Origin of the sequence: Bosea sp. BIWAKO-01 (assembly GCF_001748145.1) — a bacterium.
Classification (GTDB): domain Bacteria; phylum Pseudomonadota; class Alphaproteobacteria; order Rhizobiales; family Beijerinckiaceae; genus Allobosea.
This window is the reverse complement of sequence record NZ_BCQA01000001.1, coordinates 5,984,498-5,997,690: the sequence shown is the minus strand read 5'-3', so window position 1 is coordinate 5,997,690 and position 13,193 is coordinate 5,984,498. Positions and strand designations below refer to the sequence as shown.

The 13,193-nt window shown below is 65.5% G+C and carries 12 protein-coding genes and 1 pseudogene; 10 read left to right on the top strand and 3 right to left on the bottom strand.

All coding sequences use genetic code 11. The features are described from left to right. Nucleotides 1-104: 104 nt before the first annotated feature. Nucleotides 105-1,145, top strand: a complete 1,041-nt coding sequence (locus BIWAKO_RS27935; RefSeq protein WP_069881427.1) for an aromatic ring-hydroxylating dioxygenase subunit alpha — start codon at nucleotides 105-107, stop codon at nucleotides 1,143-1,145. A 10-nt stretch (nucleotides 1,146-1,155) separates the two neighbouring features. Next, nucleotides 1,156-2,268 (top strand): 2Fe-2S iron-sulfur cluster-binding protein, encoded by a 1,113-nt coding sequence (locus tag BIWAKO_RS27930; RefSeq protein ID WP_069881426.1) that lies wholly within the window; start codon nucleotides 1,156-1,158, stop codon nucleotides 2,266-2,268. Nucleotides 2,269-2,392: 124 nt separating this feature from the next. On the opposite strand, the gene BIWAKO_RS27925 is transcribed toward BIWAKO_RS27930, so the two are convergent. From BIWAKO_RS27925 to BIWAKO_RS36130, 3 genes are all read right to left on the bottom strand, one after another. Beyond that, a complete protein-coding gene (locus BIWAKO_RS27925) occupies nucleotides 2,393-2,869 on the bottom strand; it encodes a GNAT family N-acetyltransferase (RefSeq protein ID WP_069881425.1) in 477 nt (158 codons plus the stop codon). A 109-nt stretch (nucleotides 2,870-2,978) separates the two neighbouring features. After that, nucleotides 2,979-3,431: a DUF2721 domain-containing protein gene (locus BIWAKO_RS27920; protein ID WP_069881424.1), complete on the bottom strand. Its 453-nt coding sequence runs from the start codon at nucleotides 3,429-3,431 to the stop codon at nucleotides 2,979-2,981. 576 nt (nucleotides 3,432-4,007) lie between these two features. Further along, on the bottom strand, nucleotides 4,008-4,376 hold the full coding sequence (locus tag BIWAKO_RS36130; protein ID WP_176733419.1) for a hypothetical protein: 369 nt from the start codon (nucleotides 4,374-4,376) through the stop codon (nucleotides 4,008-4,010). Nucleotides 4,377-4,582: 206 nt separating this feature from the next. Between BIWAKO_RS36130 and BIWAKO_RS27905 the strand changes: the two genes are divergently transcribed. The 8 genes and pseudogenes from BIWAKO_RS27905 (at nucleotide 4,583) to BIWAKO_RS27875 (ending at nucleotide 13,193) form a co-directional block, all read left to right on the top strand. Further along, nucleotides 4,583-5,365, top strand: a complete 783-nt coding sequence (locus tag BIWAKO_RS27905) for an alpha/beta fold hydrolase (protein ID WP_069881422.1) — start codon at nucleotides 4,583-4,585, stop codon at nucleotides 5,363-5,365. Nucleotides 5,366-6,025: 660 nt separating this feature from the next. After that, a complete protein-coding gene (locus BIWAKO_RS27900) occupies nucleotides 6,026-6,943 on the top strand; it encodes an MBL fold metallo-hydrolase (RefSeq protein ID WP_069881421.1) in 918 nt (305 codons plus the stop codon). A 147-nt stretch (nucleotides 6,944-7,090) separates the two neighbouring features. After that, complete coding sequence (locus BIWAKO_RS27895; protein WP_069881420.1) at nucleotides 7,091-7,843, top strand: SDR family oxidoreductase; 753 nt, start codon at nucleotides 7,091-7,093, stop codon at nucleotides 7,841-7,843. A 62-nt stretch (nucleotides 7,844-7,905) separates the two neighbouring features. After that, a complete protein-coding gene (locus BIWAKO_RS27890; protein WP_069881419.1) occupies nucleotides 7,906-8,331 on the top strand; it encodes a cupin domain-containing protein in 426 nt (141 codons plus the stop codon). A gap of 99 nt (nucleotides 8,332-8,430) precedes the next feature. Then, nucleotides 8,431-9,378, top strand: coding sequence for a mechanosensitive ion channel family protein (locus BIWAKO_RS27885; RefSeq protein WP_069881418.1), 948 nt, complete (start codon nucleotides 8,431-8,433; stop codon nucleotides 9,376-9,378). A gap of 241 nt (nucleotides 9,379-9,619) precedes the next feature. Further along, a pseudogene (locus BIWAKO_RS37585) lies at nucleotides 9,620-10,630 on the top strand (PAS domain-containing protein); the annotation flags it as partial. Then, on the top strand, nucleotides 10,604-12,562 hold the full coding sequence (locus tag BIWAKO_RS27880; protein WP_465247429.1) for a PAS domain-containing protein: 1,959 nt from the start codon (nucleotides 10,604-10,606) through the stop codon (nucleotides 12,560-12,562). The pseudogene BIWAKO_RS37585 and the gene BIWAKO_RS27880, both read left to right, overlap by 27 nt. Continuing rightward, nucleotides 12,552-13,193, top strand: a complete 642-nt coding sequence (locus BIWAKO_RS27875) for a response regulator transcription factor (RefSeq protein ID WP_069881416.1) — start codon at nucleotides 12,552-12,554, stop codon at nucleotides 13,191-13,193. The genes BIWAKO_RS27880 and BIWAKO_RS27875 overlap by 11 nt, the downstream gene beginning before the upstream one ends.

The window sequence follows — 13,193 nt, the reverse complement described above, 5'->3', positions numbered from 1 at the left end:
TCCTTCATTTTAGTTTTTCTAACAAGGAACGCAATTCATAACGCTTCGTCAGCGACAGCGGCGCGCATAACAATTGGCGTGTCAATGGGGTGGGAAAAGCCGACATGTTCCTGAAAAACGCTTGGTACGTCGCTGGCTGGGATCGGGAGATCGTGGATCAGCTGCATCCGACGACGATGCTCTCTGAGAACATCGTCCTGTATCGCCGAAGGGACGGCACATTGGCCGCGCTGGAGGATGCCTGCCCGCATCGCAAGCTGCCCTTGTCGATGGGGCGCATCAAGGGCGACACGGTCGAGTGCGGCTATCACGGGCTGACCTTCGACGGCAGCGGCACCTGCACCCGGGTTCCGGGCGCGGAGCGCATCCCGCATGTGGCGCGCGTCCGTTCCTACCCGGTGGCGGAGCGCTACGGGCTGGTCTGGGTCTGGATGGGGGATCCGGCCCTGGCCGACCCTGCCACGATCTTCGCCGTCGATCACTGGGGCGATCCGGCCTGGGGCATCAACCAGGGCGACGGCATGACGATCGACTGCAACTATCTCTACATGACCGACAACCTGCTCGACCCTTCGCATGTCGCCTGGGTTCACCAATCCTCCTTCGGCGGCGCCGGAACCGAGGAGACGCCGCTCGAGACGACGGTCAACGAGGACGGCGTCACCGTCTGGCGCTGGATGCCGGACGCGCCGCCCGCGCCCTTCTACGCACCGTTCCTGAAGTTCAGCGGGCATTGCGACCGCAAGCAGCATTACGAAGTGCGCTATCCCAGCAACGCGATCATCAAGGCCATCTTCGCGCCGGCGGGGACCGGCGGCGAAGACCGGCCATTCCACCAGGACGTCTTCCTGATGGACAGCTATAATTTCATGACCCCGATCGATGAGCGCCGGACCCGCTATTACTGGTTCCAGATGCGCAATTTCGCGCCGGACGATGCCGAGATTTCGGCACGGTTCGCGGCCTCGGTCAGGGGCGCCTTCGAGGAGGATCGCGCTGTGCTGACTGCGGTGCAGAAGGGCATGGACGAGAAGCGCACACCGAATCTCGACCTCAAGATCGACAAGGGCCCGCTGCGCTTCCGCCGGAGGCTGGCGCAGCTCATCGAGGCCGAGCAGGCCGCTTCGCTCGCCGCCGCGGAATAGGGCGTCATCGGTGAACGCGCCTCTGACGAGCGGCTTTCGCGAGCTCGCGGTTCTCGCCAAAAAGCGCGAGAGCAGCACGATCACGTCCTTCGAGCTCGCCCCGGTCAAGCGGGAACAATGGCGCCCGTTCAGGCCGGGCCAGTTCCTTGTGCTGCGTTGCGCGTCTCCCTCCGAGGGTCGGTTCGTGCCACGCACCTACAGCGTGTCGTCGCCTCCGGCGGAGACGGGGCGCTACCGGATCACCGTGAAGCGCGAGGCTGCTCCATCCGCGGGGCTGCCTGACGGGATCGGTTCCTGTTTCCTGCATGACGAGGTCGAGGTCGGCGATATCCTCTTGGCGGATGGGCCACGCGGAGACTTCGTCCTGCGCGAGGACAGCGCGCGTCCCGTCCTGCTGCTGAGCGGCGGCGTCGGGTTGACGCCCCTGGTCTCGATGCTGCACGCGCTCGCCGCCGATGCCGGCAGGCGCGTCTTCTTCATCCATGCCTGCGACAATGGCGAGGTCCATGCGCTAGCCGACGAGGTCGATGCCATCGCGGCGCAGCATCCCCATGTCGGCGTGCATTGTTGCTACCGGTTCCCGACGGAAGCCGACCGGAGGGCTGGCCGCTTTCACAGCGAAGGCCTCGTCTCCCGCGAGCTGCTCCAGAGCCTGCTGCCGCTTGACGATTACGACGTCTATCTCTGCGGGCCACCGCCCTTCATGGACGCCATTCATGGCCTGGTCCGCTCGCTCGGCATCGCGCCGGATCGTATCGCGACCGAGGTCTTCGGAGGCTCCGGCCGCGCAGGCGCCGCACGGGCCGCCAACGGGGCAAGCAGCCCCGACACTGCCGCTCCGCCGGTTGCATCGCCTGCGGAGGCAACCGGGCCGCTCGTCGAATTCCGCAGGTCGGGCCGCAGCGTCGCATGGAACCCGGCAGCCGAATCCCTGCTGGCCTTCGCGGAGGACAGCGGCCTCGACCCTGAATTCTCCTGTCGCTCGGGGATCTGCGGCACCTGCCGGACCGGCATCATCGCAGGCGAGGTCGACTATTTCGAAGAGCCGCTCGACCCGCCCGGCGATGGCCAGATCCTGCTGTGTTGCGCACGGCCGAAGGGCAACCTCGTGCTCGACCTGTGAACCCGAAGTGCCGACAGGCAAGCCGGTGATGCAGAGAGCCCGGGCAGTCGCGGCGGGCCACCTGAAGGCATGCGCGGTCTGGACTGCCGCCAAGGCAATCCAGACCGCGCGACCGGACCAGTAATCAGGCGGGGCTCTGCGCAGCGGGACGCTCCAGGAAGCAATGGATCTCCGAACGGCCGGTCTCGACAAAGCCATGCCGCAGGTAGAGCGAGCGAACCGGGTTCCAGTGCAGGTGTTCCAGCCGCACGGGCAGGGCGCGTTCATCCGCAAGCGCCAGGCAATGGCGCAGGATGGCCGTACCGGTGCCGCGCCCGTGAAAGGCCGGAAGCAGATAGAATTCCCCAAACCTGACATGGTCCGGCATCAGCATCAGGGACAGCGTCCCGATCGCTTCACCCGCGCGCATGATCATGAAGAACGGCTTGGCCTGGAAGTGACGCTCGTGCAGATCCCGCTGGAATGCCTCATCCCAGGCCCAGCGGCGGCGGATATGCGGCCCCATGGCCGCCCGCTTGGCCTCGAACGCGGCGTCGCTCGCCTCCCGGGTCCGGGACAGGCGGGGAAACGTGTAGGCAGGCGGGAGATCGGGCAGGTCCATGAGGCGGAAGCCTAGCGCTGTTTCAGGATTGCCTGGGGGGCCTACCTTTGCCCGTATCCGACCCCGACGAACCTCGGCAACCTCTCTCGCGCGCCGTCCCGGACAAAGATCAGTCCTGTCTCGCCGTTGCGCGGGCTATTTTCATCTGCCGTACCATGTTCCTTGCCGAAAAAAGCAACTCAACCAGGAATGCGGCAAGAGACCCAATGAGCAGGACTATAGATCCGCCAAAAAACCAGAATACATTCTCTTCGCGGAACCCAAATTGCAGCGCTCCTGCAAGCAAGTTCAGGATTGCTCCACCAGTGAAGAACCCTGACGAAACCCCCAATACCAGCGCAATTTCAAGTGCGAGCACACGTCTCTGCAGATATGAGAGCTGCACGAGCGATATCTTGTCCTGTTCGCTCCGGTCCGCGATATCGTTCAGCCGGTCGGATACCCGTCCAAGGCGCGCTGCGAACATATTCACGAAACCTGCCGTGCCCGCCAATAGGAACACGGGAGCAAGAGATGTTTGTATGATGGAGGCGAAGTCTCTGACGACGGTCGGTGTGTTCATTGGTGCGTTTTACCGCGCGCCCATGTGTAGGGCAAAGGTGCGTAATGCTTCCAGGTGGGATGCCCTGCGCGCGTTTCTCTTTGACCATCCGAAAAAGGCTGTTCCCCGGGCAGGCACGGCGGGCCGAGAGGCTGGCGCTACCGTTTGCCGGCGATGTTGCGAGCGGTATTATCAGGCGGCGCTCGATACTGGCGCATGGCCTGCCTATCGCTCAAACCCGCCGATACCCTGCACCCGATAGCCTGCTGCCGCCGTGCTTGCCGAGAGCCGGAAGGACGGCCACGGGCGGGGGCGGCGAGCCCTGCGCAGGGCTTAGCGCTGTCGACCCTATGCCAAGGGATAGGCCAGCCTGACATTTATCGAGAATGGACGCCGGCAGGCCCAATGGTGCTCCAGGCTTTTGGCTTGAAGAATTCCTCTCGTTTCCCGGCGCTGCCAGCCTGCTCCGCGCTGTTCCCGGCGGCATGGTGGCCGGCGCCCTTCAGCGAGAGGCGACGATGAAAGAACTCTTCATGAGCGAGGCCATCCTGCCTCCCAACCGGGTCGCCCCTGCGGCGGTCATCACCATGGTGGCCTTCAACGGGATAATTCCTGTCCGCGAATGGCCTCTTCATGCTCATCGCCCCCCTGGCCTGGTACGAACTGGTGCCGGGCGTGACCGACACCGGCTTCTTCAACCAGCATTTCGTTCGCGACATCGGGATGATCCAGCTCTTCCTCGGCGTCGCCTTCGGTCTCGGCCTGGTCCTGCCCGAGCGACGCCTCGGGTTGTGGGCCCGCCGCCACGTCCTGGGTTTGCGCGCACGCGCTCTTCCATTTCTGGGAGGTTGCGGTCGGGATCTGCTCGCCCGCGGTGATTCCGCGGGACTTTCCGGCGGTGACGCTTCCGGCTCTTCTCGGATTGGCGCTGACCTTCTGGGCGCTACGGCGCTCCCCGGCAGGCAAGGCGGCGGCCGCCTGAGGTGGGGCGCTTCCAGCCGGCCGATCGTTGCGCCCCGTCCTGTCCTGCCATCGGTCCAGCAGGACCTGGATCTTCGGATGGGTTGGCCAACTCCCTGAACAGATAGGCGCTGCCACGCGCGGTGCCCATGCTCATCCCGAACCTCGGACAATTCAGGAGAACACCCATGAGCAGGAGACCATCGATGAGAATGAATGTCTTCGTCCTGGCCGCCGCCGCGACGCTGGCCGGAGCGGCAGGACAATCGGCGCAGGCGGCGCCGCAGGCCAGGCCGACCATCATCCTGGTGCACGGCGCCTTCGCCGAATCCGCGAGCTGGAATGCGGTGATCGCGCGGTTGAACAGGCGCGGCTACGACACCATCGCCGCCGCCAATCCGCTGCGCAGCGTGAAGGGGGACGCGGCGGAAGTCGCAACGATCATCCGCTCGATCCCTGGCCCGGTGGTGCTGGTCGGCCATTCCTATGGCGGCCCGGTGATCACCGAGGCTGCGAATGGGCAAGCGAATGTGAAGGCGCTGGTCTATGTGGCCGGGTTTGCGCCGGAGGCGGGGGAATCCAGCCTGTCCCTCTCCGGCAAGTTCCCGGGAAGCACGCTGGGAAGCGCCCTCCAGCCCGTCGCATTGCCGGGTGGTGGACGCAATCTCTATATCAGGCCGGACACGTTCCGGGCGCAGTTCGCGGCCGATGTTCCAGGCGGGCAGGCGGCACTGATGGCCGCGACCCAGCGCCCCGTCGCCGAGGCCGCGCTGACGGAGCCCTCCGGCGTGCCGTCGTGGAAGGCGCTGCCGTCCTACATGATCTACGGCACGGGTGATCGGAACATCCCGCCGGCGGTGATGGATTTCATGGCGCAGCGCGCGCGGTCGGTGAAGACCGTTGTGGTCAAGGGCGCGTCCCACGCCCTGATGATATCGCGTCCCCCCCCCGCCGAGGTCGCCGCCCTGATTGAGCTGGCTGCCTCGCCGCGGTGAACCGGCGGCTGCGGGGGCGGACCCCCGCAGCCCTCGCGCCCTCAGCCCTGCCGGTCAATCGGGCCGGGCTTGCTCGATCGATATCGGGGCGCCCTTCCAAAGCCGATAAGCTTTCCAGGCAATGGCCTGGACGCCATGGAACGTCATCGCGCTCCCGCGCCGAAACACAATCAGGCGGTGGCAATCCCAATCCCGCTTGGGTGTCATGACGCTTAGTCGCGGCTGCCGGCTGCCCTCCGGCCGCGCAATCCGAACCGTCTGCCGGCGTTCCAGGGCTGGATCAGCGCAGCTGGCGCCAGGACGGGCTGCGTCGCGCCGGCTCAAAGCCCAACCATCCCCCAACATTCAAACCAAGCCGCTCGACGAGGGCGGATCATCGCCGCTTCGGGTCGCAGGCGGCGCATTCTGATGGCGCTCTCCGAGGCTGCCAGCTGATGCCGCGTCTGACGCTCCGGTTTGCATTCCGTCGATCGCCATTCGCGATTGATGGTCCGCCGCCGTGCCGCAGAATTCGCCCAGTATTCGACACCCCATCAACTGATGATGCGGACCTATAACATGGTATGGTTCACCCTATCCTCAGACCCAATCGACCGCTTGGACGGCTCAACCTAGCGTCGTCGATGCCGTGAATGGAACGGTGGTCAGTAGGAGACAGACATGAGCCTGGACATCGCCTCACGCCCCGCCACGCCGGGGCCCGAAGAATTGGTGCCATCGCGCTACGCGGTGCGGATCGGCGAGATTGACGTGCTGGTGGTCAGCGACGGGGTGCTGCCGCTTCCCACCAAGATGCTGGGACACAACGCCGAGCCGGCCGCGCGGGCGGCCTGGCTGAACGACATGTTCCTGCCGCCCGACGCTTTCGACTGGTCGCTGAACGTGGTCGTGGTCCGCAGTGGCAGCCAGACCATCCTCATCGACGCCGGGCTGGGCCTGGACCCGAACCTGAACCTGCCGCGGGCAGGGCAGCTGGTCAGGCGACTGGAGGCGGCCGGCATCGATCTCGCATCGGTCACCGACGTGGTGCTGACCCATATGCACATGGACCATATCGGCGGGCTCCTCGTCGACGGGGTGAAGGACCGGCTGCGTCCGGACCTGCGGATCCATGTGGCGGCGGCCGAGATCACGTTCTGGGAGTCGCCCGACTTCACCCACGCCGTCATGCCGCCGGGGTTCCCGGACGCGCTCCGGGCAGCCGCGAAGCGGTTCGCGCAAGATTATCGCGAGCAGTTGCGGCCGTTCGATGAGACGCACGAGGTGGCGCCAGGCGTGGTTGTTCATCGCACCGGAGGCCACACGCCCGGGCACAGCGTCGTCCGCCTGGCATCCGGCGCAGACCGCCTGACATTCGCCGGAGATGCCGTTTTTGCGGTCGGGTTCGACCACCCCGACTGGCACAACGGTTTCGAACACGCCCCCGAGGAGGCGGCCCGCGTTCGTGTCCGTCTCTTGACGGAGCTCGCCGCGACCGGCGAACAGCTGGTCGCCACCCACCTGCCATTCCCCTCCGTCGGCCGCGTGGCGGTCGAGGGCGATGCCTTCCGCTTCGTCCCGGTCTTCTGGGACTACTGACGACCTCTTTGGTCGGGGCCGAACCAGGGCGTGCAGCCTCCGAGCCCATGCCCGGTTTGGCCGACGAGCCCGGCCTCGATGAGGCCGCTCGCCCTCAGGGCCTATCGAACGGCGTGCCGCATGGACGGCCGCGAAAGGAGACATCTCATGAAAATCGTCATCATCGGTGGCACCGGCCTGATCGGTTCCAAGACCGCGGAGCGCCTGCGCAAGCAGGGGCACGAGGTCATTGCGGCGGCCCCCAATACCGGCGTCAATACGATAACCGGTGAAGGCTTGGCGGAGGCCCTCAAGGCGGCCGAGGTGGTCATCGACCTCGCGAACTCGCCATCCTTCGAGGACAAGGCCGTGCTCGAATTCTTCCGGGTTTCGGGAGGGAACCTGATGGCTGCGGCAAAGCAGGCCGGCGTGAAGCACCATGTCGCGCTCTCCATCGTCGGCGCCGACCGGCTGCCCGATAGCGGCTATCTCCGCGCCAAGGTCGCGCAGGAAAAGATCGTCAGGGAATCCGGCATTCCCTATACGATCCTGCGGTCCACGCAGTTCCTGGAATTCCTCGGCGGCATCGCCCAGGCCGGCACGGTCGGCGACACGACCCGCCTGTCGACGGGCAACCTCCAGCCGATCGCGTCCGACGATGTCGCCGATTTCGTGGCGCAGGCCGCCCTGGCCGCCCCGGCCAATGGCATCATCGAAATCGCCGGCCCGGAACGCGCGCGGCTTTGCGATTTCGTCGCGCGCTACCTCAAGGCGATCGGAGACAGCCGCGCCGTCGTCGCAGATCCCGATGCCCAGTATTTCGGGACCAGATTGGAGGACGGCTCACTCGTCTCCGACGACAAGCCCCGCCTCGGCCGCATCGATTTCGAGCGCTGGTTCGCGACCGCTCCGCGCAAGTAACCGCCTGCGCATGGGCCGCATCCGATGCGGCCCGGTGCCTGAACCATGAAAGGACGCTGGATATGATCAAGCTGTTAGGGTCTGCGGTCGTGTTGACGGCCCTTCTGTCGGGGCCGGCCCTGGCGCATGACACGCCCGGGGGCGGGGAGGGCGCAAAGGTCACGTTGGTCTATGACCATGTCCTGCCGAACGTGCCCGGTAAGAGCATGAGGGGCGTTCTCGTGGAGTACGCTCCGGGCGGCTTTTCGGAGGGCCACACCCATCCGACCTCCGCCTTCATCTACGCGACCGTCCTCGAAGGGGTGATCCGCAGTCAGGTCAATGATGGCCCCGTCAAAGACTATCGGGCCGGCGAAAGCTTTTCGGAGCTGCCGGGAGACCGCCACGGCGTCAGCGAAAACGCCAGCAAGACGCAACCCGCAAAACTGCTCGCTGTCTTCGTGGTCGATACCGCCCAGCAGGAGCTGACATTCCCGCTCAAGAAATAGAGGAACAGGCCAGGTGCACGATCCGGTTGCACGATCCGGCAGCCCGATCCGGTGCCTGGCCGCCCTTCGGCATGACCAACCGCTATCGGTGAATCCCCCATGTTCGGTGATGACCACTTCCTGTCGCTTGTCCTGATCAACGTGCTCGGTGCTGCCGGCATCGTCGTGTGGCACGTTCAGGGCTGCAACCGGCCGACCGGTCGCCTGATCGTCCAGATCCTGTTCTTCACCGGCATGAGCCTGATGCTCAGCATTGGAGACATCGCTCCACATCAGCCCGATCGCATCTACACCGAGGGTTTTGCTCCGCTGCTCGCCAAATCGGCGCTGATCCTCTGGTGGACCCATCTCGCGTGGACGATCATCGGCTTCATCCACATCTATGTCAGGCTCAATCGCAAGCCGAGGGAAGCGCATCTCATCCTGGATATGGCCGTTGCCGTCATCTATCTCGGCGTGGCGCTGTCGGTCATGGGGTTCGTCTTCGGCATGCCGATAGCCACCCTGGCGACGACCTCGGGCGTCGTCGCCGTCATCCTGGGCCTGGCGTTGCAGAATACGCTCGGCGATGTCTTTTCCGGCATCGCCCTGACGCTCGGCAAGGCCTACGCGATCGGTGACTGGGTCCAGTTGAGCGACGGCACTGCGGGCCGTGTCACCGAAACCAACTGGCGCTCCACCAACCTGCTGACCGGGGTGAACAATGTCGTCGTGCTGCCGAACAGCGTGCTCGCCAAACAGAGCCTGACCAGCCTGAGCCGCCCTGACGAGTCGCACCTCATCACCCTGAGTCTGCGCTTTGCCGCGGGGCAAAGGCCATGCGTCGTCGAAGAGGTCATGCGCTCCGTGCTCGAGACCAGTACCCGGATCGTCAAGGACCCGGCGCCGGCCGTTGCCCTGAAGGCCATCGATGCGGCTGCGATCGACGTGGAGTTGCAGTTCCGTGTCGCGAGCCTCGCCATGGGGATATCCGCCAGGAACGAGATCATCGACCTCATCCATGACCAATGCGGTGCACGCGGTCTTTCGCTGGCGATGCCCGCTTAAGGCCGCAGCAGGGCGCCAGCGGAAACTGGCGGCGGGCATCCTGCGCGTGCTGGCGCGCGCCCGTCCGATGCGACTTGCAACCCGCCTGCACAGCGACGTGCAAGTCATGGATTTCCATAAGTGCGGGCGAGGCGTCCCGGCGTTAGGTTTTCCTGAGTTTGCCAGCCGTGTCTTCGAGGACTGGTGCTAGTGAAGCTGTGACGGTTTCCAGGCATTCCGTCCCCGGAGGGAGCAGCCGACCATGATCGCAGCGCTTCATCGAACGCCGTCGGCCCTGATCGTCGGGACGCTGGCTCTGGGTTTGTCAGCTTGCTGGCTGGCCGGAACTCCCTTCGGCCTCCTGGCTCCGCTCGGCGCAGTCTTTCTCCATGCGCGCGGCCATCTGCTTGTGTCGCTCTGGGCCGCGCTGCTCGCCGCCCTTGCCGGGGCGACCGTCGCCGCGCTTCTGTATCCGGGCGCCATTCGGGAGGCCGCGCTGTCGCTCGGGGCCTTCCTCCTGGTTGCCGCTTGCATCGGCGTGCTGGTTTTCCGCGAGCCGGCCCGCCCCAACGCTCGGGTCGGGACAGTGCCGCGGCAAGCGCCTGGCGGTTCGGACGGGTTCGGAGCTGCTCCGGGCGAGGCGGCCGAGAGTGCCGTCCACCCGGAGGACAGGGCTGCGATCGCACAGGCGGGGGCCTACGCATTCTGGACCGGTGTGCCCCAGGTGACGAGCTATCGGCTGCGCCAGCCGGACGGCAGCTATCGCTGGGCCGAGCTGCGTGCCGAGCCGGGCTATGGCGTCAGCGTGAATGTCGACGCCATGGTCTCCAGGCCGGGCGACCGCTGGACCATCGCGCAATCCCTCGGCGAGACCGTGGACGCGGTCAGTGCAGCCAAGGTGATCGAGAGCCTGCACGGCAAGGCCTGGGCCTTCGACGCGATGGGCAAATTCACCTATGTGACGCCTGCCGCACAGGTCGCCATCGACATGGCCCTGGAGGATCTCAACCGCCGTCTCGGCGAGCGTGAATTCATCGATGGCGGCGAGGCCGGCTGGATGCGCGGCGTCCATCCCGAGGATGTCGACAGGGCAGCCTCGACCCTGCGCCATTGCCTGAAGACGGGCGAGCCGTGGAACATCGAGTATCGGATGCTGCGCGCGACGGGCCACTATGTCTGGCACCGCATCTCGGCGCGGCCGACGCGGGATGGCGAGGGACGCATCACAGGCTGGTTCGGCACCTCGATCGACATCGACGTCTACAAGAAGACCGAGGCCGCCCTGCGCGAGAGGGAGCAGCATCTCGCGCAGTTGATCGACACGGTCCCGGCCATGATCTGGAGCATGACGGCGGAGGGCCGGCCCGCCTATCTCAACAAGCGGATGATGGAGGTGACCGGCGCCACGCTAGACACGGTCACCGCGCCCGATGGGGCTCTGTCGCTGAGAAAGATGATCCACCCCAACTATCTGGAGCTGGCGGAGCAGACCTTCATCAAGTCCGTCGTGACGGGCGCTCCGTACGCCATGAAATACCTTCAGCACCGCGCCGACGGCACCTATCGATGGACCGAGACGCGTGCGGAAGCCTTGCGTGACGATACGGGCAAGATCGTTCGGTGGTACGGCGTATCCGTCGATATCCATGATCTGATCACCACGCAGACGGAGCTGAATTTCCGGAAGCAGGAATTGACGCGGCTGGTCGATCTGGTGCCGAGCTTCATCTGGCGGCTGACGCCAACGGGCGAGCCGAACTTCTTCAACCGCCGCTTCACGGATTTCCTGGGTCTTGACGATGGCGGCCTTGAACAGCCTCGGACGGAGCCATACGCGGCGGCCCTGAAGGCCGCCATCCATCCCGACGACGCCGATCGCCTCTGGGCCGAACTGAAGCATTGCCTGCGCTGCGGCCAGGCCTTTTCGATGCGCTACCGCCTGCGCCGCCATGATGGCGTCTATCGCTGGATGGACGGGCGCGCGGAGCCGCTCCGCGATGAAGGCGGCGGCATCGTCCAATGGTACGGCCTGTCCCACGACATCGACGATCAGCTTCGGGTGGAGGAGGCGCTCAGGGAGAGCGAGCGTTCGCTGCGTCAGCTGGTCGAGACGCTGCCTGCCCTCATTTACTGCGCCGCACCGGACGGGGCGCCGATCTACCGAAGCGAGAAGCTGCGCGAATTTCTCGGCTTCGGGCTCGGGGACAAGCTCGGCGACGAGGATGACGAGGGCAGGGCAGGCCTGGCCGGTACCCTCGAGGCGATCATCCATCCCGACGACCTCCCCGACGTCAAAGAGAAATATGGGTTCTCGCTGGCGACGGGCTCCTCCTATGCGATGAAGCACCGCCTGCGCCGGGCGGATGGCGCGTTTCGCTGGGTCGAGACGCGAACCGCGGCGATGCGGAATGTCGAGGGGGAAATCGTCCAGTGGAACGGCATCTGCTTCGAGATCGAAGATCAGGTGCGTGCGCAGGAGGCGCTGACATTGACGCAGGAACGCCTGGCGCGCGCAGCCCAGGCCGCAAGCCTTGCAGAGCTCTCCGCCTCGATTGCCCATGAGGTCAACCAGCCGCTCGCCGCCGTGGTCGCCAATTCCCATGCCTGCCAGCGCTGGCTCACCTCGGACCCGCCCAATCTGGAGCGGGCGCAGAAGACCGTCGAGCGCATCATCCGCGACGCGAATTCCGCCGCCGACGTCGTCGGTAGGGTCCGCGCCCTGTTCAGGCAGACGGGCGAGGCGCGAGACCCCTGCCAGCTCGACGCCATTCTCCATGAGGCCCGGGGCTTGATGACGGAAGAGGCGACCCGGCGCCGCCTCCGCATCGAGGTCGATGTCGAGGCCGGGCTTCCGCCGCTGGACCTGGACCGGACCCAGATCCAGCAGGTTCTCGTCAATCTGATCCGCAACGGCCTGGAGGCGATGGAGCCGGCGCAGCGCGGGGTGCTTCGCATCCGATGCCTGCGCGCCGGCGATCAGATCCGCACCGAAGTCCGGGACACGGGTGCGGGTATCGCCGCTCCTGAAAGGGTGTTCGAGCCCTTTTTCTCAACGAAACCCAATGGAATGGGCATGGGCTTGGCCATCTCTAGAACAATCATCGAATCCCATGGCGGGCGTCTCTGGGCCGAGAACAATCAGCCCGGCGGGGCGACGTTCATCTTCACCCTGCCCGTTGAAACGAAGGCGGATCATGACCGCTGACGATATGATCGTGTTCATCGTCGACGACGACGCCGCTCTTCGGGAGGCGCTGGGCGAGCTGCTGGCGGCCAACGGCGTCCCGTCCATCCCGTTCGAGACGGCCGGCGACTATATCGGCGCGGCCAAGCCTGATCTCCCGGCCTGCCTGATCCTCGACGTCGAGCTTCCCGATATCAACGGGCTCGCGCTGCAAAGGCAGATCGCACAGGGAAATCATCCGCCGATCGTGTTCATCACGGGGCATGGCGACATTCCGTCGTCGGTCGCCGCCATCAAGCATGGCGCCGTCGATTTCCTGACCAAGCCCTTCAGCGATGTGGCGCTCATGAGCGCGATCCGCGCGGCGATCGCGCAGGATCTGGAAACCAGGGCGAAGCGCGGCGAACTCGCACTTCTGAGGCAGCGCTATCGCGAGCTCTCCCCTCGGGAGCGCGAAGTCCTGCCTCTCGTGGTGAGCGGGCTCCTCAACAAGCAGGCGGCGGCCGCGCTCGGCATCAGCGAAGTCACCCTTCAGATCCACAGAAGGAACGTCATGCAGAAAATGTCGGCGTCATCGCTCGCCGACCTGGTGCGAATTGCGGAGCGGTTGGAAATCCCGATCCAGCATTCGCGCCGGATGGGAGGAGCCTGA